Here is a 20,956-nt window from a genome sequence, read left to right on the forward strand (position 1 = left end):
CTTGGGAGCTCGGCGAATCGCCGACGGGGGGAGTGGGGAGAGTGGGAGATAGGGAGAGAATGGGGAAAATCTTCGATCTTCCTAACGCGGGGCTATGCGTTGCAGTTCTTTGGCTTGTTCTAAAATTTTCTCGAAGTCTTCTTCACTCAACCGCTGGATGTAGTTGATTTTAAACTCTTCCAGGAAGTCGCAAAGCAACATTTGTATTTCTTGCCAAGTTTGCTGCTGTTGCAGTTCAGCTCCCAAAGCTTGCCCGAAATGCTGGACTAGCTGGCCTGAGAGTTTGGTTCCTATGGGGTCTTCGCTAGCGATTTTGAAGGCTTCGTAGGCATCTTGGGGACCGAGTGTGGCTAGTTTGGAGAGTTCTGCAACTAATTGCTCTGCTAGCTGTTCCGGCAGGTTTCCCAATCCGGGTACTTGCTTCCATCCTTGATAAAGGGGGGATTGTTTGAGAAATAGTTCTATATTGTAACGCAGGAGGGCTTCTAGGTCTGGCTGGAGTTGAGGGAGGACTTTGTAGACGGTGATTTGGACTAAATGAGTGGCGATCGCTTCTATTTCGTTGATATTATTAATGTCTAAATATCGCTGTTTCTGAGATTGAAAAAGTTGCTTTGCTAATTCCCCGCTACTAATTGATTGTTGCATCTGGTTGATGAGCTGAATTACCACTACTTCCGTTAATTCTTGGGCAAAGTTGGCGACGAAACCCCGGCTGATTTGGGTGCGTATCGGTTGGAGATCCGGCATTTTAGCTTGGTGGATGCGGATGGTAACAGTTAATATTCGCAATAGTCGCCAGCATGGGATGAGCATGAAAATGTCGTACCACCGCCAGAGCATGGCTGCTCGCCAAGTGACGCTAGGGTGGCGGCGACTGATGGTGTAGGTGCGGGCTAAAAATTCGATCGCAAATATGGCAATAAATGGCAGGTCAATTTTCCAAAAATTGTCAGTAAATTCGCCGTTTTCTCCCATCGCCCGGTAATAGTTGGTGGCGATTAATGGCTTGATTTTGGCATCAAACCAGTTGATTTCTGATTGCCAACCTTGTCTGGTTAAATAGTCTTGGCTCCAGAATGTTTTGAATGCTTGTTTGGCGGAGTCTTCTGGGTTCGGAGCGCGATCGCGGATTCTGTCTTTAATTTTTTCTAACGTGCCGCTTTTTGATGCTACTCGAAAGGGGTCTTCGTCGATCATTTTGGCGCTCAGATTGTCTATTTCCTGCAATTTAGCTGTTACTTGAGGAGAGGCTAAGCCTGTTTGCACTACTTGATTTTTTAATTCATCTAAGCTTTCTAGATATTTTTGGGTATCTCGGTGGGGTTTAATTCCTTTAAATGGATCGTAGACTTGGGTGATGAGAGGCAGTTGCCGGAAGTAGAAATCACGCCACGGAACGTAACTGATGTCAAATAATACTAGGCTTAAATTTCCGAGTGCTATCAAGGCCATTAAGCGCTCGAACCACGGTATTTTGGGAGATTTTTTTCGGGATTTGGAAGTTGGAGATGGCTGAAGTTTGAGTGTCATTCGATTGGGTCGTTGGGATTATATATTTGGAAAATTATCAGAAAATTATTCTCAATTATGTCATGTAATAAAGTGCTATCTCTCCTCCTTGATAAGTACGTAATTTCATTAAGTATTAAAGGTGTTGTTTTGACCTAGCATACTTTTATATTTTATGTGATTAGCATTTTGGGTAATTTTATTGTTAATACTGATACATATATTTATACAAAAAATGGAAAGCAGCTAAGCTGATAGCTAGGATTTATCAGTGCCTATTTGTAACAGTACAATTAGATATTTTAGGCAATGACAAATTTCTGGCGAGTTCATCAGAAGTGGGCGCTCCCATCGGAATTACTCTGGATCGATGAGTTGACGTGATTGTTTTATTGTACTCAGGATGGGAGCGATCGAGTATGGTGTCTGTTTTAAGCTCTACAGGCTGGCGGTGGCAAAAAACTGAAAGTAGGTGGGCGATCGGCTTTTTTGACTGCTAAGTGACCAATGCTTGCGATGAAGCTCTGTTTGTGGAATATACTGCATCGATCGATGTTTGGTGTCAAACTGGGAATCTGAGTTTGAGGTAAAAGGCTCAAGAGAGCTATACTTGCTGTGGGGCAGTCTGGCGACAACTCCCCTCAGCTTACCCCAGGCACCCTCTGTGCTGACGTTCTGAGTTTTGCCCCAAAAAAACCAGATCGCGATCGCACTCTTGAATAAAATGACCAAAAGGATGGGATACAAGCCCCGTCCTTTTAGGACGGCTTTAATTTTTGATGATTGTATTAGCAGAACCTAGTATAATAGAGTAAAAAAACAGCCAAGAGAAATGAAAGCAAGGTATCAATTCCGTTTCTATCCAACCGACCAACAAAAACCGAGTTTAGCTCAGTTGTTTGGTTGTGTTCGGGTAGTTTGGAATGATGCCTTAGCTCTCTGTAAGCAGTCCGAGAAAAAACCCAAATCTGCCGAACTCCAAAAGCTAGTAATTACTCAAGCAAAACAAACAATCGAAAGAGCTTGGTTGTCAGAAGTCTCAAACATCCCGTTACAGCAGTCGGTAGCAGATTTGGAAACAGCTTTTAAAAACTTTTTTGAGTCCTGTAAAGGGAAAAGAAAAGGTCATAAAGTTGGCTATCCCAAGTTCAAAAAACGCACAAACAGCCAGTCTGCGAGGTTAACTCGCGGGGGTTTTTCAATTAAAGGAGATGGCGTTTATCTAGCCAAAATCGGAATTGTCAACCCTGTTTGGTCTAGACAACTACCGTCCGCTCCTAGCTCTGCAACGATAATCAAGGATTGTGCTAATCGCTATTTTCTGAGCTTTGTTGTAGAGATTAATCCAGAGCGCGTTGATGCTAAAAACCACAGCATCGGCATCGATTTGGGCATTAAAACCTTTGCAGTGATGAGCAATGGCGAGCGAGCCGAAAGTCCTAGCTACAAAAAACTAGATCGGAAAGTTCGCCAACTTCAGAAAAAGCTAGCTCGGCAATCTAAAGACTCGAAACGTAGAAACAAAACTCGGATTCAAATTGCCAAACTACATAATCAAATTGCCGACACTCGTAAAGACTTCTTGCATAAACTGTCTACCAAAATAGTAAGTGAAAATCAAACTGATGAGAACGCAGCCAAAAATATAAACAAAGTCGGGACAGGGCATTGCCACGACTGTAAACGGACGCAGAGACAGAGTAAGACTACCTTTGGTAGCGTCAGTCGGTGAAGCGTCAAGAATCACCGCGCTCATCTGCAGGTGAGTATGTCAAACTCTGAGTATAATTTTGTTCACCCGTTTTTAATATATGACCTACTGCCTTAATCTTGATTGCCCAAGAGACAAGCGTCAGAACCCACCAGGCACGAAGTATTGTCTTAATTGCGGTTCCAAATTGCTGCTAAAAGACCTTTATGCAGCAACTGAACCGCTGCGAGACGGAGGATTTGGCAGAACTTTTCGGGCTGTTAATCACGGGAAGTTTGAAGAACTGTGCGTAATCAAACAGTTGTCCCCACCACAGGAGTTTCAGCGGAAACCTAGTCATTTTAAAAAGTATGTCAGGTTGTTTGAACAAGAAGCAAGACGGCTCTATGAACTCAAACATCCACAAATTCCGCAGTTAATTTCTTATTTTGAGGAAGATGGGCGATTGTATTTAGTGCAAGAGTTTATTGATGGCAATAACTTAAAGGATGAATTAGAAAAGTATGGTGCTTATAGCGAAATTAAAACTAGAGAACTGCTCTTAGATTTGTTGCCTTTGCTGAATTTTGTTCATGAGCGAAATGTAATTCACCGCGATATTAAGCCGGAAAATGTGATTCGCCGCAATCGCGATCGCAAATTGGTACTGATCGATTTTGGGGTTTCTAAACAGGTAGTAGCAGCAGCTCCTAGCCAAGCAGGAACTAAGTTGGGAACTCCGGGCTATGCTGCTCTAGAACAGCGCCACGGTAAGGCTGTTCCTGCTAGTGACCTTTACAGTTTGGGGGTGACTTGCATTCGCTTGCTGACTTCTGTGATGCCTTATTTGGATATCTACGGAGACATTCATGATGACCTTTATGACCCCCTTGAAGGTCGCTGGCTGTGGAGGGAGGCTTTGCCTAAAGGTACAAAGATTAGCCAAGATTTAGGGCAAATTTTGGATAAGTTGATTCAGGAGTATGTTAAAGACCGCTATAAGTCTGCTCTGGAAGTTTTGGAGGTTTTAAGACCTACTTCTGTGGTGGTAGTACCATCGGTACCAAAGTCGCAGCAACCAACTGTTGTTGTTAGTCCTTCTATACCAACTCAACCGGTAACTCAAACTCCGCTAGTTTCCGTTAATTTAGAATCGGAAAAAGGTATTGACTATTCTCTGTTGGAAAGACTGCTGACTGAGAAAAATTGGCGTGCTGCTGATGAGGAAACTTCTCTGAAAATGTTGGAGGTGATGGAGCAAACCTCAAGAGGTTATTTGAGTGAGGAAGATATTAGGAAGTTTCCGGGTAAGGATTTACAGACTATCGACCAACTTTGGGTGCGTCACAGTCATCGCCGATTCGGTTTTTCGGTGCAAAAGGGTCTGTGGCTAAAGTCGGGTGGAAAGCCTGGAGTTTATGATGCTACTGTTTGGGAAAAGTTTGGCGATCGCGTGGGCTGGCGGATTAATAATCAATGGGTATACTATTCTGAGATAAATTTTACTTCTAAGGCGAAGCCTGGACATTTGCCTGGTGGGACTGTTTTTGGATGGGAAGGTGGGGTTTTGTGCGGTGTTTTGGGTTTGGGTGGGATTTGGTTCCTGCTGTCACGGCGAGATGTCTAATTATTAGTTATTGGTTATTGGTTATTGATTATTGATTATTGGTTATTGGTCATTGGTGATTTGTTATTAGTTAGCAGAAAATCAGATATAATCACAAACTATTTTTTTGTGATATGTTTTGAGAGAAGGGCAAGTTTACAAAGTCAAAAGCCAGTCCTCAGCGCTGTCTAAGCATGGTTGACTGGCTTTGACTCCCATTGAAAAAGGAGATATATCTATATATGCTGCAAGAAAAATGTCTGAAGCCGTGGACTGTAGTTCGATCGCTTCCGAATTTGGAAAAGGTGGTTGTAGGTCAGTTTCGCAGTTGGTCTGATGCAGACGGTCACTTGCAAATTCTCAAGCGCATGGTTCCTGCAGACAGGTTGACTGTTGTGTTCGATCCAGTAGTTCCAGCCTGATCGACTACCTACTCATAACTTTGGCGAGGCCAAAAATACCCTTCGTAGCTGCATACACATATGTAGCCAAATATAGCCTGCATTAGGTAGATACTGCGAAGGTGGAGGAACAGGAGCAGAGTTTCCCACCCGATAAATGGGAGTCTCCTTTGGAGATTGTATCGTTCCTGAAAACTGGAATTGTGAGGATTTTTAGATGTGGGTGATTCACAGTTGCCCACATTTGTCTACTCAATCAATGATTAGAGGGTCATTGGTAACAAGTTAAGCTTGGATGGCTGTTGTCAAGGGGATTTGAGAAGATGCTTCAAAGAAAAAGCAGTCAGACCCTCGCTGTCGATCGGGGAAAGGTGCCACAATTAACTTAACGTTGGGTTTTCGTTGAGATTTAACAATACCTAAATCTCGATTTTCTGGCGCGGCGAAATACTCGATCAAGTCAGTTGCCTTACCTTTTTGATGAGCCACATAAAAATGGTAAAGACCCCTGTAAATCATCTCTAATGAAATCGAATCTATTGGTAAAGATAGTCGGTCAGCAACGGCATCACCTAAATCGACCAAGATTGCATAAAATATCCAAGTCCCCCAAATTTGAAGCTGGATGCCGTTGAGAGAACCTGTCCACAAATAACTTAATCCCAAAAGCCTTTTTACGGTATTAAAAGCATCTTCAATCCTCCAGCGCCTGCGATATAAATCTGCCACTACGTAGGGTGGTAAAACTTGAGGATCTAGTACGCTTGTCAAATAAGAATGCCAAGCTTTACCCGAACGAACTTCAATCAGACGTAAGGTAATAAATGGAGTTTTTGCTGTTCCCGAACCCAAACGTACCAGACTATCTCTCAGGTCGTAACTTTTGGTAAATACTTGCTTTACTTGAATGGCTGCTCCTTTTTTTAAACGAGTAATTAAGTGGATATCTGCTTCAATTAATTTGAGCCAAAAGCTAAAATGGTAAAATCCTCTATCCAGTAAGAGTAAGGTTTTACTTGGCACTAATTGCAGGATATTTTCTTCAAGCTTAACATCAGAAGCTCTCGGGTTTTCCTGAAACCAAATATCAACCGGGAGTCTGGTCATTAAATCTATGACCGTTGCCATTTTTCCTGCCAACTGCCCTTTGGGTATATGTTCGAGGCTTTTGAGCTGACAAAATAATGATTCGAGAGTTGAACTATCTACTATCCAAATTCTCGAAAATTTGGTCAAGGTAAATTGAATGCTTTCTGGTAAAGGTCGTTGGTTTCTCTGGTGCCAAGCAGTTCTTAAATTCGGTAATAAATTTTTGAATACTCCCTCAAATAATGTGGCGGGAAAACTTAAGAATCTTTGAGACATTGCTTGTTGACTGACTGTCGTAGGTCCGCACCACAAAAAACCTTCCCTTGCCAGCATTCTTGTAAGTTCTGTTACTCCAGCCACCTCTCGCCACAGTAGGGTTAATACTGCTGCTACCATCAACGGTAGGTTAAGAATTCTCCCTCGTAAACCTAGTTGACGGTAGTAATTTTCTTGTGAGGTAATGGCCGGTGTTAGTAATGCCGATAGTTGTGAGGCAATCTCCTCGTCTTCCACCATCGGTTTTGTAGTTTTTTTGGCGTGGTCACGGTTGGTTTTCTGACTTTTAGCCATATTTACTGACCTACACAATCGCTCAATTATTTGTCAATTATATCCTTCGATAATACCAATGCCCGCAACTGTTATCGATCGCCTGTCACTGTTATCGATCGCCTGTCACTGTTATCGATCGCCCGTCACTGTTATCGATCGCCTGTCACTGTTATCGATCGCCTGTCACTGTTATCGATCGCCCGTCACTGTTATCGATCGCCCGTCACTGTTATCGATCGCCCGTCACTGTTATCGATCGCCTGTCACTGTTATCGATCGCCCGTCACTGTTATCGATCGCCTGTCACTGTTATCGATCGCCCGTCACTGTTATCGATCGTGGTGCAACGCCAATCGAGTCCACAACTTATTAATAATGATAATCGTGCTTGGGTGAGAGAGTCCACCGCAGGAGGACTCTCTCACCCTTACCCCTATTTGATTATCATTATTATTACCTAATATTTCTATCCCAAGAGGTATTGACAAAATCTACTCCCTTCTAACTTGTTACTAATGTTAGAGGGTTGACTAACAGTTAGCCGATCGACTGTAAGTAGCCACAGTGGTCTGGAAAAGAAAACGCTAACATAAAAGAAATTATAAAATTTCGGAGTTAATACTTGACACTTGCACAAGGGCGCGAAAGCGTCCTACATTGGCTCAGAGACCGCGTTCCTGCTGCTCGCGTCACACATATTCTCGGAGTCGAGCAATCCTCCGGTGACTTGGCTCGCGTTTACGGCCTCGATCAAGCTAAAGCTCGATCGGCCGGATTGTTACACGATTTGGCAAAATACTTCAAGCCTCAACTGCTACTGGAAATAGCAAAGGCGGAAGGTTTAGAGCTAGACTCTGTGTTAATAGCGCACCCACACCTGCTACACGCAGATGTCAGCGCCATTGTCGCCAGAGATGAGTTCGGGGTGGTCGATCGAGAAATATTGGATGCAATTGCCAATCATACCCTCGGCAGACCAAATATGAGTCAGCTCAGTTGTACCGTATTTATAGCCGATACGATCGAGCCGAGCCGCGGTAACACCCCGGAACTAGAAGCACTGCGTTCAGCAAGCGTGCAAAATCTTTATGCCGCCGTCTGGCTTGCCAGCGATTATGCTCTTAAATATTTGCTAGAAACTCGGTGCTACATCCACCCGCGGACGGTACTTACTCGCAATTGGGCGCTGCAAATGACTAGAGCGAAAGAAACAAGAAATTTGACGGGGGAGTAGATAGCACCAATCACAAGTTAAAAGCAAAATTTACAAAATTGAAGCTGCAACTAGCTTTCTGCTTCTAACCAGCTTTCAATTTTTGGTAACTGATTGTCTATTATAATAAGTAGCAATTATCTCAAAAAACGACTACCCAAGACAGTCTAATGCTCAAAGGTCAAAAAATACGCCGTCCCCAAAGAAATCTATGAGCGTTAACAGAATCCACCAAAATCATCGTAGAACAACTGCTGCAATTATCAGAAAATTGAGTTGAACGTTGTCACCTAGGAAAGCCACAGAAATAATTCACTGATGCTCATCCACTCAAATCAAGAAATCCAAAGTTTCATCAAACTAAAGGGAGCATTCAATTTGATTAATTCCCCGAATTTCGATCCTCATAATCCCCTTTTCTTGATTACAGGGGAGTGTCAACTTGAGATTTTGCCGGAGCTGCCAAAACCGGTCTCAAACTGCCAAAAACCGATGGCAGCTCGTCAATTAGCCCTTATTTAGGAACTTAAACACTGAATGTTAGATAGAACCCAACTCGAATATACTTTGGCTCAGTCTACAGCCACTCCAGGTGCATCCCCAGACCCGACCCGCCCCCTAGCTTTGACCATTGCTCGTGCTGCCGAAGACCGCAAAGGGGATGATATTGTCTTGCTTCGGGTATCAGAAGTGTGCTATTTAGCAGATTACTTTGCGATCGTCACCGGATTTTCCAACGTGCAGGTACGAGCTATCTCCCAAGCGATCGCCGACCAAGTAGAAGCAGAATGGGATCGCTTGCCACTGCGCATAGAAGGGCAATCAGATGCCAGTTGGGTAGTGATGGACTACGGCGACGCGATCGTACACATCTTGAAACCTCAAGAGCGTGAATTCTACAATTTAGAAGCGTTCTGGGGACACGCCGAACGCATTGACTTTTCTGTCGCGCCGAGAGGTTGATTAACAGTAAGACTTTTTCTGACATTTGGTAACAATCACTTACATTTGCCTTCTTGTCTTGATGTCATGTAGAATGAATTTAGCCGCTCGGATAGCTAATGTGAAAGACACTTCTGTTTCTATTTGTCCTGTTCCCCAAGAACAGCGACCACTCAATGAATACCAAGAACTCAAAGAGTCCTGGTTTTTTAGTTGGGCAACCCTGAGTTGGCGGCAGTATTTGACAAAACTGGCTTGGGTGTGGGGTTGGAGTTGCTTGGTATCCGGGCCGATAGCTGCTGCTAGTTTTGTTCCGGTCAAGTATCCAGTTCAGTTTGCCCTTAGTGGTGCCGCTGGTGCCACTTTTATTCTAGGATTAGCTTTGCTGCGACTGTACTTGGGTTGGTTTTATGTGCGATCGCGCCTTTCTAACCCCACAGTCGTCTACGAAGAATCCGGCTGGTATGACGGTCAATCCTGGGTGAAAACTCCTGAAGTCTTGCTTCAAGACCAGTTAATTGTCAACTACCAGCTAGAACCTATTCTGAAGCGTCTGCGGCAGACATTTTATGGTTTGACGGTATTCCTGGTTGCCGGGGGAGTAATTTGGAGTTTTTTGTAATCGGCAATGGGTTCTGGGGGATTATTGAGTTGTGAGCGATCGGTTTTGGCTGCAAGATCCAATTTGTAACTGACAAATCGCAACTGATAAATTACACTCACAATTCATAAATTCCTCAAGCCCAATCTAAAATCTAAACTCTAAAATCTAAAATTGATATGACAAGGGGAAAACGAACCCAAGCTCCAGAACTGGAAGTCAGACTGCTGCGCGAAGGTATTGTGGAATCTAAGCACCGAGTCCAGGCTGCTGTCTGCGACAATCGCGGCCGCGTTCTGTCCGTTGCTGGTAACTCGGAAACGGCAACCTTTGTCCGTTCTTCACTCAAACCTTTTCAAGCTTTGGCGGTGACAGCGACCGGTACTTTAGAACGCTACGAACTCACGGATCGAGACTTAGCGATTATGTGCAGTTCTCATCAAGGTACGATCGAGCAATCACGACAGGTGTTTAACGTCCTATGGCGCTGCGACATTGACCCTTCTAAACTGCAATGCCCGATTCCTGAAGGTAAAAAGAGTTCCCTGCAATACAACTGTTCCGGCAAACACGCCGGAATGCTGGCAGTCTGTCAGCAACTGCACTGGCCGCTGGAAACTTATTTGCGGCGCAAACATCCCGTCCAGCAGCTTATTTTGGGCAAGGTGGCTGACTTACTGGCAATGCCAGCCGAAGAGTTTATCAGCGCTCGCGACGACTGTGGCGCTCCTACCTATTTATTGCAGTTGGGGCAAATGGCTGCTCTATACGCTAAGTTGGCCAGTGGTGACAATGTGGATATGGAGCGGATTGTTCGCGCTATGACTCACCACCCGATGATGGTGGCTGGTGAGGGCAAATTTGACACGGAACTGATGCGCTTGACCCAAGGGGAGTTGGTGAGCAAGTCCGGTGCCGAGGGCGTGCAGTGCATTGGCCGGGTTGGCGAAGGTATGGGTTTGGCAATTAAGGTAACAGATGGGGCCAAGCGGGCTAAATATGCTGTGGCGATTCACTTGCTCAAGCAGTTGGGGTGGATCACGGCGGCGATCGCCGAAACTCTTTCGGAAACTTACATGACTCTGAGTGAATTCAAGCGCTTGGAGGTAGTCGGGGAAGTTTCCATGCTCTAAAAGTGCTGATGGCAAGCCGATTTGAGCAACCCCACCCACCCTCTCAAAAGTTTTTTTGATTTAGGGGTTGCTATTTTCCTAAAGGTATGTTTATATTAGAGAAGAGACAAAGCGACGCGGGATAGAGCAGCCTGGTAGCTCGTCGGGCTCATAACCCGAAGGTCAGTGGTTCAAATCCACTTCCCGCCACCAAATTAAATAAAACAATCCCCTATAACCCAAAAGGTTATGGGGGTTTTGTTGAATGAGATGATACTAAACGGCAGTTTCATAGACTTTTCCTGACATTAAAGACATCAGGTCCAAAAAACACGGTGTTCTTGTCGCAATCGCTGTCTGTAACTGGTAAAATAAGTATCAATGTTGGCACTCCTGACTTGCTCCCTGGCTATGTACGCCCTGAAGCTAGAACTCAAACTCAACAATGCTGAACGTACCCTCATGGCGCGACACGCTGGTTACGCTCGGTTTTGCTACAACCTAGCTCGTACCCTGTACGTGGGCGTGATGGACATTAAAGTCAGCCGCACCCGAAAGATTGCCGAAATAAAAAAAACCTTTACCAATTTCATCAAAAAACAACCAGAATATCAATGGACTAACACTTTATCATCCCGCGTTTATCAAAATGCTTTCCGGGCCTTCAATAACTCCCTCGAACGCTTTTTTAAAGGGTTAAGCGGGTTTCCTAATTTCAAACGCAAGAAATCCGGGGATTCGTTTACAGTAGACAGCAGCAATGGACCAGTATTTCAGATGGCTGGCAATCGGATAAAAATTCCTACACTGGGAACGTTTCGCCTGAAAGAAGCTATCGGGTACAACTGTTGCTCTCAAACATTTACCATCAGCCGTACTGCGGACAAATGGTACGTCAGTTTTACCATAAAAGCTGACAAAATCCCCCCTTTATATCGTGAAGTATCGGAAGCGACAGGCATAGATTTAGGAGTATCCACCTTTGCCACCTTGAGTGACGGTACGGTATACCAACTGCCAGATTCCCTAAAAAATGCGAAAATCAAGCTAGGGAAACTACAGTACCGCAATCGAAACCAGCAATTAGGCAATCGAAAACTTGGCATCAAAGCATCGAAAAACGCTCGGAAATTCGCTCGACAACTGGCTAAAAAACACGCCGATATTGTATACGGCGGGATTTCTTGCAGAAAACAACTACAGAAATTAGCCAAAAGTACGCTCGCATCCGCATCGAAGATTTAAATATTTCTGGTCTGGCAGCAAATCACAAACTGGCGGCTGCAATTTTAGATTCAGGGTTTTATGAATTTCGACGAGAACTAACTTATAAATCTCCCATCTACGGCACTGTTGTCGAAGTGGTAGATCGATGGTATCCCTCATCTAAAACTTGCTCAAAGTGCGGTAACGTTCAACCGATGCCACTCTCCGACCGATTGTTTGTTTGTGAGGCTTGTGGCAACAGTTGTCATCGAGATTTGAATGCCGCGATTAATTTAGCATCGGTCTCACGAGATAGAGTAAGGATGGCTAATCCTGAATTCACGCCTGTAGAGTAGAAGGAGCCGACTCCCTACGTAGAAGCAGGAAGTAAGTTTTAAGTGTCCGAGATGTCATTCTTGTCCGCTTTATGTCAATCTTATGTAGCAGACAAATAAATTCGATCGCTAAATCTGCTGGGCTTGCTGCCAATCAAAAATCAGGTTGAGTTGTTCTAGTGTAACCAGCCCGTACTGCCACAGAACCAGAGGCAGTTGACCGGCATCTTGTTCGCCGTGTCGCAGAGCTAGTGCGATAGCCGAATGGGATATCGCCAACTCCCCCTGCAAATAATCGATCAGTTGAGACTTTCCCATCACCTTCACCGCCAGTTTTATACGCTTTTTGTAAAAATATCTACCTAATCCGGCTCAATCAGAGGTCTAGTTGTCCTGATTATCGGTGGATAAGGGCGAGTTTGGTGTGATGAAAAGTGCGTATAAATTGTGATATAAATGGTCACAAAAGGCGATCGCTATCACCAAAAATCAAATTATTGCAAATTCCTACAATCCTAGCTGAATCTGAACTCCCCCTCCAGTACCAGTGTCACTAGGTTTGGGAGGTAAAGGATTTGCTTGGCGCTCGGCATCGGAAGGAGTGGCGATCGAGTCCAATTGGCGATCGCTTTTGATCCGAAAAGTGTTGCTCCAGCGACTAGCTCTGATACCCAAATTACCCACGGTTTGTGGTTCACCAATCCACTGTTGGTAGTCAGAGTCAAGGGTTCTATCTTCCACCGTCCTCAGCGAATCTCCCGATAAAGTCGTTTCTGAATTTTGTGGCACTATTCGGGGTCTTTGTTGGGCTAGAACCGGCAGAGTCATACCGATTAACATGGAGCTCAGTCCCACAACAGTGCCAAGAGTAGCCATAATTACATTCACGATCGCTCCTTGTGCTAGTTGCATCCTATTATTCTGATTATATCCAGTTTAAAAAAATTCATAAACTGTCGAATTAACCAGCATCAGCCAGAAAGCCAAGCTCATAGTCCGCGGGGGGAAGCTATCCTGAAGGCGCGCCTTCTGGAAGGGTAGTCAGAAATCGCCCCTGTTGCGAAAGCGGGCGATCGGGTTAAGATAATGGTGACATAAGTAGCAAGGGTGCATCTCAATTTTGCAAATATATTCCTAGGGGCGAATTTAATCCGTGGTGCAAAAATATGAGTTTTTAACAGCAAATTACCCGAAAAAACTCTTTCAATTTCAAAATCTACCCTACTTAGGTTGCAGTTTACCGAAACATTGTGGGTTATTAAAAATTTAGCTTCATCATGCCAATCAGATATCTGACCAACCAGATTGTAACAATGTTGGGCAAAGTACCAATTCGGATCGTCCTGGTTGTGCCTTTTGCCCTCCAGACTTTTGCTGCTGTAGGTCTAACTGGGTGGCTATCGCTGCGGAACGGGCGCATAGCAGTCAACGATGTGGCTGCACAACTGCGGGCAGAAGTTACATCGCGTATCCAGCAACATATTAATAGTTATATTGCCACGCCACACCAAATCAATCAGCTAAATATTGATGCCATCCGTCTCGGTATTTTAAAAGTAGATGATTCCGCTAGTTTGCAGAAATACTTTACCAAACAAATCCAAGCCTTCGATAAAATTAGCTATATTGAATTCGGCTCAGAAAAAAAAGATTTTATTGGAGTAGAACGCCTCGCTGATGGTAATTTACAATTTCAGATTTCTAACAAATCTACTGCCTATCACTTTCAGAGCTACGCAGCATCGGAGTTAGGGACACCAAGCAAGCTGTTAAAAAGTAGTCCCAACTACGACCCTCGCATCCGCCCCTGGTACACAGCACCATTGGAAACTGGCAAACCGACTTGGAGCAAAATTTATACTTATTTTGACTCACCAAAACTAGCGATTACGGCGGCTGCACCGGTTTATGGCGAAGGGGGCAAACTGATTGGAGTAGTGGGTTCAGACTTGATACTTTCCCATATCAATAAATTCTTGAACCATCTAAAAATAGGTAAATCGGGAGAGACTTTTATTGTAGAAAGGTCTGGGGAATTGGTGGCAAATTCCACTCAGGAATCGCCATTTATTGTTAGTAATGGTGTGGCAAAACGGATTAGGGCAACGAGCAGCAATAATCCTTTGATTCGATCGACTGCTCGCTATTTGACCAAGCGCTTCGGCGATTTGAGGAAGATTAATGACACTTACCAGCTAGATTTTGCGATCGACGGGGAACGGCAATTTCTACAAGTAACGCCGCTTGTTGATGGGAGAGGGCTCGACTGGCTGATTGTGGTGGCGGTTCCTGAAGCCGATTTTATGGAAAGGATTCACAGCAACACTCGCGACACTGTGTGGCTGTGTTTCGGTGCTTTGGTGGTGGCGATCGCGATTGGTGGCTTAACTTCGAGGTGGATTGTGGTCCCAATTCAGCGTCTGAGTAAGGCTGCGGAGGATTTGTCGCGGGGAGAATGGGACTCAACGGCGCTAGATCCGCAGTTGATGGCATCTGTCAAGCGCGAGGATGAGGTGGGTGTTCTGGCGCGTTCTTTTCATCGGATGGCGGGTCAGTTGGAAGAGTCTTTTACTACTCTAGAAGATCGGGTGGAATCGGCGATCGCGGACAAAACTCAATTAATTAGCTCTCTCAAAAACTCCCAGCAAAAACTCGCTCTCCACCTGCATCAAACTCCTTTAGGGGCTATTGAATGGAATCTCAATTTTGAAGTAGCGGAATGGAATTTATCAGCCGAAAGAATTTTTGGCTACAACCGTTTGGAAGCTATGGGACGTCACGGAGTCGATCTGATCGTTCCTGAAAGTGCTAAGGAGTACGTCAGGCAATTATCTATCACTTTGTTAACTAATCAAGGAGGAGTTAGTAGCATCAACGAAAACGTCAGAAAAGATGGTCAAGTTATTCTTTGCGAGTGGTACAATACTACTTTGGTGGATACTGATGGTTGTATAATCGGAGTAGCATCGCTGGTTCAAGATGTGACTGATTTTCACAATGCTATGGCGCAGTTGCGGGCTAGCGAGGAGCGGTTTCGTCAGTTGGCAGAAAATATTCACGAGGTATTTTGGATTAGAGAACCAAATCACAAGCAGATAGTTTATGTGAGTCCAGCTTGTGAGAAAATATGGAATCGGAGCAGTGAGATTTTGTATTCTGAACCAACATCTTTTTGGGATGCGATTCATCCAGACGATCGCGATCGCATCTATGCTGCTTTTGAGAAACAGGTGCGGGGCGATTATGATGAGGAATATCGAGTGGTGCGATCGTCCGGCTCAGTCTGTTGGGTACGCGATCGGGCTTTTCCAGTACGCAACGACACAGGAGAAATTTACCGCATCGTCGGCATTGCTGAAGACATTACCCAGCGCAAATTAGCAGAAGAATTCCAAAAAGTCGCTCAAACTGCTCAAGCAGCCAACCAAGCAAAAAGCGCATTTTTAGCCAATATGAGCCACGAATTACGAACTCCCCTCAACGCGATTATCGGCTACAGCGATATACTCAAAGAAGATGCTGAGGAATTGGGTTGCAAAGATTTTATCCCTGACTTGCTGAAAATTCAAACTGCTGGGAAACACTTGCTATCTTTAATTAGTGACATTCTAGATATTTCTAAGATAGAAGCAGGGCGAATGGAACTTTATTTAGAAACTTTCAGCCTTGCTAATTTAATTGATGAGGTAGTTTCGACAGTCGAATCTTTGGTGCAGAAAAATTCTAATAAGTTTGAAGTAGATTGTGTTCAAGATTTGGGAGTGATGTATGCTGATATTACTAAAACTAGGCAAATATTACTCAACTTGCTGAGCAATGCAGCCAAATTCACTAAAGGTGGAAATATTAAAATTAGCGTTGAAAGAGTGAAAAACCAAAGCTCAAAGCTAAACAAACAAGAAGACTCTAGCGAATCGATAGTTTTCCGCGTAGCTGATACAGGTATTGGTATTCCACCGGAACAATTACAGCATTTATTTCAAGCTTTTATACAGGGCGATGCCTCCACCACGCGCCAGTATGGCGGCACGGGTTTAGGATTAACCATTAGCCGTCACTTTTGCCTGATGATGGGTGGCGATATTCAAGTCGAAAGTCAGTTAGGTTGCGGTTCTATTTTTACTGTGCGCTTGCCCGATCGCGTTACATTAAAAAGAGAGAGTTAAAGTCATGACTACCAAAGGATTTTAATTTTGAATTTTTGGTTTTTGTCGCCCCAAAAGTTGGGCGGTTAATACACCACCGACAAACCCAAAAAAATGGGCTTGCCATGAAACTCCTGGCTGAGATGGTAATACTCCCCAAATTAAACTGCCGTAGAAGAAACCAACAATTAAAGATAGTAAAATTGAATTAAAGCTACGCTCAAAGTAGCCCCGCAGCAGCAAAAAGCCGAAGTAACCAAAGATTAATCCGCTGGCGCCAATATGAACGGAATTGGGCGCGCCGGTTAACCAAACTCCCAATCCGCTAACTAGCATAGTGACGCCACTCACGACAAAAAAATCGCTAACTTCTCGTAGCATAATCAACCAACCCAATGTCACAAAAGGAAGGGTATTGGCGGCTAAGTGGGCAAAACTGCCGTGTAGAAAAGGCATTAACAGGATGCCTTGAAGTCCGTCAAGGTTGCGGGGGCGCACTCCGTAGGAATTGAGGGCGCCTCGGAAAACAAATACATCGACAATCTCTATCATCCAGAAGAGGGCGACGCAGCTACCGAGAATGGCGACATGACTTTGCAATTCCCTGGTGATAGTTTTGGTATTTGGGTTGCTCATGGTTGGTGAGGGTGATGATTGACGGCTATCTATAATTGTAGGATTTTTTGAGCGATCGCTCCAGGAATAGTTGAGGCTGGGTTTCTCAGAATTTTGTAGCCACACTCATTTGTAACTATTATCACTTTTATCTAAAATTCCGCATTTTCACCTATGGAATAATTCACAGAAATCAGTCAGAATTAAAAGAGAACTAAAAAAAGTGAGTAAACCTAATGTAAAAAGTAAAACATCAAACGCAGGATTTCTACCCCATAGATGAATCCTTGGTGTGGAAGTAAGGACACTTTTTCGATCGCACACTCTGTCTGAAAAAAGTATTGTATTAGACAATACAACGCAATGGTCAGGAAGCCGAGCCCAAATTTTTCCTGCTACTTTCAGCATAACTGCCTTGGTGCGATCGCATAGCCTGCAACTAGGTCAAAAATTCAAGGAACTAATTTTTTAGCCGAAAGTCATTAATTCAAGAAGTTCAATCCGGTAAAGCAAAACGGGATGCTGTAGATACTGATTGTAGATAATCTCCTAACTCTACAGAGAGTTCTTGGCACCTCGTTGTAAAAGAGGAACAGATAAAAATGAATGTATTTGAGCATACAGTACCCTACCGCACTCTGCCAATTTGGGTATGGGTTGGTAAAGAAAAAAACCCAGCTAGTGTCGCTACAAATCCTCAACCTTACGGAAAAAAACCGCGCTTTGACTTATTGCATCCGCTGAAACAGTGGCTGGATAGCACCGAAATTAAAAGTCAAAAATTGGCTCGATTGTTGTGTAAGTTTATTCCGTCCCAGTGTCCCTTTGAGCGAGAAATCAAAGTTGGCGATCGCACTTTATTTCGCATTCCGCCGCTGTGCAAGTTAAACCCGCTTTACGAACAAGTGGTGGGGATGCGGTTTCGAGCTTTGTGTTATTTGGCTGATGAGTGTGGCGAGGATGTGACTCCCTATTGTTAATTCTGTAAAACCTTCAATTTCTAACTCTATTTTATGGTGACTCTCCCTATTCCTTGTTGGGGAGGGTTTTTTTAGTTTCAGGGATTAATTGATTCTGATGTTGGTTTCCAGTCAATACACGCAGAGCCCCAACTTCTTCAAGGAGTCGGTCTAAAAAGAAACCGGGTTTTTTGCGTTTTTTGCCACTCTAACGAGGTATTCTCGCACAAACCCGGTTTCCGATCGCCCGTGCATCCAGAAGGATAAGTGCGATCGTCCGCCACGCACCCGCAACCCACGAGGGAACTGTTTACGTGTCGTTTTTGGGCTTTTCCGGCCCAGAAGGTAGATCTCCCTTTTTTTTGGCTTCTAACACCGCTGTTTCAACGATAAAAGCTATCAAACTAGCTGTGGGTCTACCTTGTCGATCGGCCCACAGTTCTAAGGATTCATAGATGTAGTCGGGGAGTGTGATGTGAACGCGCTTGCTCACTGTGAATACTTGCTTTTTGCTAACGCTCCCAATCATACAAGTTTACGCCGATCGTTCGACTAATTTTGGTTGGTAGTTGATAAGCGTGCGATCGCCTTTGGTTTGAGAAGGCGATCGTACAAATTATATTTCAGGCTCGATCGGGATTGTCCTCTTCGTAATCCATTAAGTCTCCGGGCTTGCAATTTAGTGATTTGCAGAGAACGTTTAACGTTGCTGCGTCTATTCGGGTCAGGTAACGGCGAGTTTTGAGCCGAGAAATAGACCTGGGATTCATGCCCGTGAGGAGGGCCAGTTCTTTGTTACTGATATTCCGATCGGCCATGACAACTGCTAATCTCCACCGGATCACTGTTTAACTGCTCGCATAACACAACCTTTGCAAGGCAGATGCTAGCACCTTGTCGGTCAAATTTTTTCCTTCATAGACTATACCAGTAGTAAAATAGACCGTTGCGGTTGTCATATTACTTTATTTGGATTAAACTAGGGTCGTTGTCGGTCGCTTTCGCAGTTGGTCTGATGCAGAGGGTCACTTGCGAGTTCTCAAACAACTGCTTCCGGCTGCGAGATTGACTTTAGTTTTCGATCCGATCGACTAATTTTGATTGCGAGTTGATTGTTAAACTAGACGCAAGATATCAGAATTACGCATCAAAACCTTCATAAACCGGGTTTTTGCGGTTTTTGCAGACTCTAACAAAGTATTCTCGTAAAAACCCGGTTTCTGACCACCCGTGAATAAGTCCTAATCTATTGAATTGGGGAAAAAACCGTGACAGCTATTCTACAAGTAACAGAACAGCCAACAGCACAAGACTACTTCACTCCAGAAGAATATCTCGCCCTGGAAGAAGCAGCAGAGTACAAAAGTGAATATCTCGACGGAGTAATTATTCCCATAACAGGTGGAACTACGAATCATAATCGCATTTCTTTGAATATGAGTATAGCATTACGTCTTGCTCTTAAGGGACTTGACTATGATGTTTTCATGGGTGACGTGCGTCTGTGGCTGCCGAAAAAGCGAACTTATACTTATCCCGATGTGATGGTAATTCCGGGCAAACCTGAGTATTACAATAATCGCCAGGATACGGTGATGAATCCTCAAGCGATTGTGGAAGTTTTATCTAAATCTACGAAAGCTTACGATCGCAGTGATAAATTTAAGTTATATCAAACGATTCCGACCTTTCAAGAGTATATTCTGATTGACCAATCCCAGGTTTATATAGAACAGTATTGTAAGTTGGCAAACAAGCGGTGGTCGTACCGTCAGTATGATGAGGAAGATGCGGCGTTAGTTTTTAATTTCTTTCAAGTTGAAGTTGCGCTGGCTGATGTTTATGAGAAGGTGGATTTTGAGGCGGAAAATGAGGCGGAAGAAAGCGGGGAGGAATAAGGTATTTCGCTTTGTTGGGAATGCGGGTTATCATTTAAGTGAGCGATTCCCTTCGGGATAGCTTCGCACGCGCGTACTCAAAAGAAATATTTGTTCAACATCCTTGTGGGAGAATATCAAGATGACAGCCACTTTGCAAACAACCGAGCAACGTTACTGCACAGAAGAGCAATATTTAGCACTGGAAGAAACAGCAGAGTACAAAAGCGAATATCTCGACGGAGAAATTATTGCTATGACAGGCGGATCTACCAATCACAATCGGATCTCAGGAAATGTTTACATTGCTTTAAATTTTAGTCTTCCAGAACAAGAGTATGATGTCTTCATCGGTGACGTGCGTCTGTGGATACCAAAAGTGCGACTGTACACTTATCCCGATGTAATGGTAATTTTTGGACAACCTGAGTACCGCAGCAATCGCACAGACACGATTACCAACCCTCAAGTTATTGTGGAAGTTTTATCAAAGTCTACTAAAAACTACGATCGAGTTGACAAGTTTACATTTTACAAAACTATACCTTCTTTTCTAGAATACATTCTGATTGACCAAACAAAAATCAAAATCGAGCAGTATTCTAAAACCGAGAATAAAAGATGGTTGTATAGCGAGTATGATGAGGAAGATACGGCCTTAGTGTTTAATTCCTTTCAGCTAGAAGTTCCTCTATCTGCTATTTATAAGAAAGTGAATTTTGAGCAAGTTGAGCAAGAAGATAGTCAAAATGAGGAGTGAGGGCGATCGCACTTGGTTGCAAAAGGGCGATCGCCCTTATTCCTCCTATTTTAATGCAAACTCTTCTCTTGAATGTCTGTCGATCTGTATTGATAATCTCCCCCCATTTCAGGTAGCGGTGTCACCCAAGAAATAGGTACAGCAATCACGTCTAAAGTTTCACCATCTTTAAAGACTTCTAAAGTATATCCAGATTCGGGCTGCTTTCTGGTTGGATGGAGATGGTCTAAAACCACTCCCTTGTCCCCTTTTTTTACTGGAGTATTAGGAACATCTTGCTTGAGTTTTACCCACTGAAATAATGTTGCTGTTGTCATTGTTTAGCCCTCCTATGACTTGTC

General features: G+C 44.0%; 22 protein-coding genes, 1 tRNA gene and 2 pseudogenes. 16 read left to right on the top strand and 9 right to left on the bottom strand.

The window, feature by feature from the left end; translation table 11 throughout:
• Window positions 1–81: 81 nt before the first annotated feature.
• Window positions 82–1,455: a hypothetical protein gene (locus P2A85_RS16225; protein ID WP_377481534.1), complete on the bottom strand. Its 1,374-nt coding sequence runs from the start codon at window positions 1,453–1,455 to the stop codon at window positions 82–84.
• Between the two features lie 495 nt (window positions 1,456–1,950).
• Window positions 1,951–2,259, bottom strand: a complete 309-nt coding sequence (locus P2A85_RS16230; protein WP_377473816.1) for a hypothetical protein — start codon at window positions 2,257–2,259, stop codon at window positions 1,951–1,953.
• An 85-nt stretch (window positions 2,260–2,344) separates the two neighbouring features.
• Between P2A85_RS16230 and P2A85_RS16235 the strand changes: the two genes are divergently transcribed.
• The 4 genes and pseudogenes from P2A85_RS16235 to P2A85_RS16250 all read left to right on the top strand — a co-directional run bounded on the left by P2A85_RS16235 (window position 2,345) and on the right by P2A85_RS16250 (window position 5,230).
• Entirely contained in the window at window positions 2,345–3,244 is a 900-nt protein-coding gene (locus P2A85_RS16235) for an RNA-guided endonuclease InsQ/TnpB family protein (protein WP_377473818.1), read from the top strand.
• Window positions 3,245–3,323: 79 nt separating this feature from the next.
• Window positions 3,324–3,401 (top strand): annotated as a pseudogene (locus P2A85_RS16240) (hypothetical protein); the annotation flags it as partial.
• A gap of 9 nt (window positions 3,402–3,410) precedes the next feature.
• Window positions 3,411–4,829 (top strand): GUN4 domain-containing protein, encoded by a 1,419-nt coding sequence (locus P2A85_RS16245; protein ID WP_377481537.1) that lies wholly within the window; start codon window positions 3,411–3,413, stop codon window positions 4,827–4,829.
• A 221-nt stretch (window positions 4,830–5,050) separates the two neighbouring features.
• Entirely contained in the window at window positions 5,051–5,230 is a 180-nt protein-coding gene (locus tag P2A85_RS16250) for a hypothetical protein (protein ID WP_340524036.1), read from the top strand.
• A gap of 264 nt (window positions 5,231–5,494) precedes the next feature.
• On the opposite strand, the gene P2A85_RS16255 is transcribed toward P2A85_RS16250, so the two are convergent.
• On the bottom strand, window positions 5,495–6,814 hold the full coding sequence (locus tag P2A85_RS16255) for an IS4 family transposase (RefSeq protein ID WP_377481315.1): 1,320 nt from the start codon (window positions 6,812–6,814) through the stop codon (window positions 5,495–5,497).
• Between the two features lie 112 nt (window positions 6,815–6,926).
• Here P2A85_RS16255 and P2A85_RS16260 point away from each other — a divergent pair, with 112 nt between their 5' ends.
• The 7 genes and pseudogenes from P2A85_RS16260 to P2A85_RS16290 all read left to right on the top strand — a co-directional run bounded on the left by P2A85_RS16260 (window position 6,927) and on the right by P2A85_RS16290 (window position 12,280).
• A complete protein-coding gene (locus P2A85_RS16260) occupies window positions 6,927–7,223 on the top strand; it encodes a hypothetical protein (RefSeq protein ID WP_377473255.1) in 297 nt (98 codons plus the stop codon).
• Window positions 7,224–7,472: 249 nt separating this feature from the next.
• The gene (gene yqeK / locus P2A85_RS16265; protein WP_377473820.1) at window positions 7,473–8,084 is read left to right on the top strand and encodes a bis(5'-nucleosyl)-tetraphosphatase (symmetrical) YqeK; all 612 of its coding nucleotides are present in this window, start codon (window positions 7,473–7,475) and stop codon (window positions 8,082–8,084) included.
• 516 nt (window positions 8,085–8,600) lie between these two features.
• Window positions 8,601–9,026 (top strand): ribosome silencing factor, encoded by a 426-nt coding sequence (rsfS, locus tag P2A85_RS16270; RefSeq protein ID WP_377473822.1) that lies wholly within the window; start codon window positions 8,601–8,603, stop codon window positions 9,024–9,026.
• A 73-nt stretch (window positions 9,027–9,099) separates the two neighbouring features.
• A complete protein-coding gene (locus P2A85_RS16275) occupies window positions 9,100–9,627 on the top strand; it encodes a CGLD27 family protein (RefSeq protein WP_377473824.1) in 528 nt (175 codons plus the stop codon).
• Window positions 9,628–9,785: 158 nt separating this feature from the next.
• The gene (locus P2A85_RS16280) at window positions 9,786–10,739 is read left to right on the top strand and encodes an asparaginase (protein WP_341736090.1); all 954 of its coding nucleotides are present in this window, start codon (window positions 9,786–9,788) and stop codon (window positions 10,737–10,739) included.
• A gap of 115 nt (window positions 10,740–10,854) precedes the next feature.
• Window positions 10,855–10,931, top strand: a tRNA-Met gene (locus P2A85_RS16285).
• 249 nt (window positions 10,932–11,180) lie between these two features.
• Window positions 11,181–12,280: pseudogene (locus P2A85_RS16290) on the top strand (RNA-guided endonuclease InsQ/TnpB family protein).
• 108 nt (window positions 12,281–12,388) lie between these two features.
• On the opposite strand, the gene P2A85_RS16295 reads toward P2A85_RS16290, so the two are convergent.
• Together P2A85_RS16295 and P2A85_RS16300 are read right to left on the bottom strand one after the other, a co-directional pair.
• Window positions 12,389–12,577: a DUF2949 domain-containing protein gene (locus tag P2A85_RS16295; RefSeq protein ID WP_341736089.1), complete on the bottom strand. Its 189-nt coding sequence runs from the start codon at window positions 12,575–12,577 to the stop codon at window positions 12,389–12,391.
• 189 nt (window positions 12,578–12,766) lie between these two features.
• A complete protein-coding gene (locus P2A85_RS16300) occupies window positions 12,767–13,171 on the bottom strand; it encodes a hypothetical protein (protein ID WP_371116439.1) in 405 nt (134 codons plus the stop codon).
• Between the two features lie 365 nt (window positions 13,172–13,536).
• Between P2A85_RS16300 and P2A85_RS16305 the strand changes: the two genes are divergently transcribed.
• Window positions 13,537–16,425 carry a PAS domain S-box protein gene (locus tag P2A85_RS16305; protein WP_377473827.1) on the top strand — a complete coding sequence of 963 codons (2,889 nt, stop codon included), beginning with the start codon at window positions 13,537–13,539 and terminating at the stop codon, window positions 16,423–16,425.
• 21 nt (window positions 16,426–16,446) lie between these two features.
• Here the strand turns inward: P2A85_RS16305 and P2A85_RS16310 are convergent, their stop codons facing one another.
• The gene (locus P2A85_RS16310) at window positions 16,447–17,040 is read right to left on the bottom strand and encodes a rhomboid family intramembrane serine protease (RefSeq protein WP_377481540.1); all 594 of its coding nucleotides are present in this window, start codon (window positions 17,038–17,040) and stop codon (window positions 16,447–16,449) included.
• Window positions 17,041–17,311: 271 nt separating this feature from the next.
• Between P2A85_RS16310 and P2A85_RS16315 the strand changes: the two genes are divergently transcribed.
• Together P2A85_RS16315 and P2A85_RS16320 are read left to right on the top strand one after the other, a co-directional pair.
• Window positions 17,312–17,491 (top strand): hypothetical protein, encoded by a 180-nt coding sequence (locus tag P2A85_RS16315; RefSeq protein ID WP_377473829.1) that lies wholly within the window; start codon window positions 17,312–17,314, stop codon window positions 17,489–17,491.
• Between the two features lie 130 nt (window positions 17,492–17,621).
• Window positions 17,622–17,999 carry a Mo-dependent nitrogenase C-terminal domain-containing protein gene (locus P2A85_RS16320; RefSeq protein WP_377473831.1) on the top strand — a complete coding sequence of 126 codons (378 nt, stop codon included), beginning with the start codon at window positions 17,622–17,624 and terminating at the stop codon, window positions 17,997–17,999.
• Window positions 18,000–18,288: 289 nt separating this feature from the next.
• On the opposite strand, the gene P2A85_RS16325 is transcribed toward P2A85_RS16320, so the two are convergent.
• Complete coding sequence (locus tag P2A85_RS16325) at window positions 18,289–18,507, bottom strand: hypothetical protein (RefSeq protein WP_371116434.1); 219 nt, start codon at window positions 18,505–18,507, stop codon at window positions 18,289–18,291.
• Window positions 18,508–18,601: 94 nt separating this feature from the next.
• The gene (locus P2A85_RS16330; protein ID WP_341731979.1) at window positions 18,602–18,823 is read right to left on the bottom strand and encodes a helix-turn-helix transcriptional regulator; all 222 of its coding nucleotides are present in this window, start codon (window positions 18,821–18,823) and stop codon (window positions 18,602–18,604) included.
• A 423-nt stretch (window positions 18,824–19,246) separates the two neighbouring features.
• Between P2A85_RS16330 and P2A85_RS16335 the strand changes: the two genes are divergently transcribed.
• Both P2A85_RS16335 and P2A85_RS16340 read left to right on the top strand, forming a co-directional pair.
• On the top strand, window positions 19,247–19,876 hold the full coding sequence (locus P2A85_RS16335; RefSeq protein WP_377473833.1) for a Uma2 family endonuclease: 630 nt from the start codon (window positions 19,247–19,249) through the stop codon (window positions 19,874–19,876).
• Window positions 19,877–19,997: 121 nt separating this feature from the next.
• Window positions 19,998–20,615 carry a Uma2 family endonuclease gene (locus P2A85_RS16340; RefSeq protein ID WP_377473835.1) on the top strand — a complete coding sequence of 206 codons (618 nt, stop codon included), beginning with the start codon at window positions 19,998–20,000 and terminating at the stop codon, window positions 20,613–20,615.
• Window positions 20,616–20,665: 50 nt separating this feature from the next.
• Here the strand turns inward: P2A85_RS16340 and P2A85_RS16345 are convergent, their stop codons facing one another.
• Complete coding sequence (locus tag P2A85_RS16345) at window positions 20,666–20,932, bottom strand: DUF4926 domain-containing protein (RefSeq protein ID WP_377473837.1); 267 nt, start codon at window positions 20,930–20,932, stop codon at window positions 20,666–20,668.
• Window positions 20,933–20,956: the final 24 nt, after the last annotated feature.

It is taken from the genome of Microcoleus anatoxicus, from assembly GCF_042465725.1.
In the GTDB taxonomy this organism is placed as follows: domain Bacteria; phylum Cyanobacteriota; class Cyanobacteriia; order Cyanobacteriales; family Microcoleaceae; genus Microcoleus; species Microcoleus anatoxicus.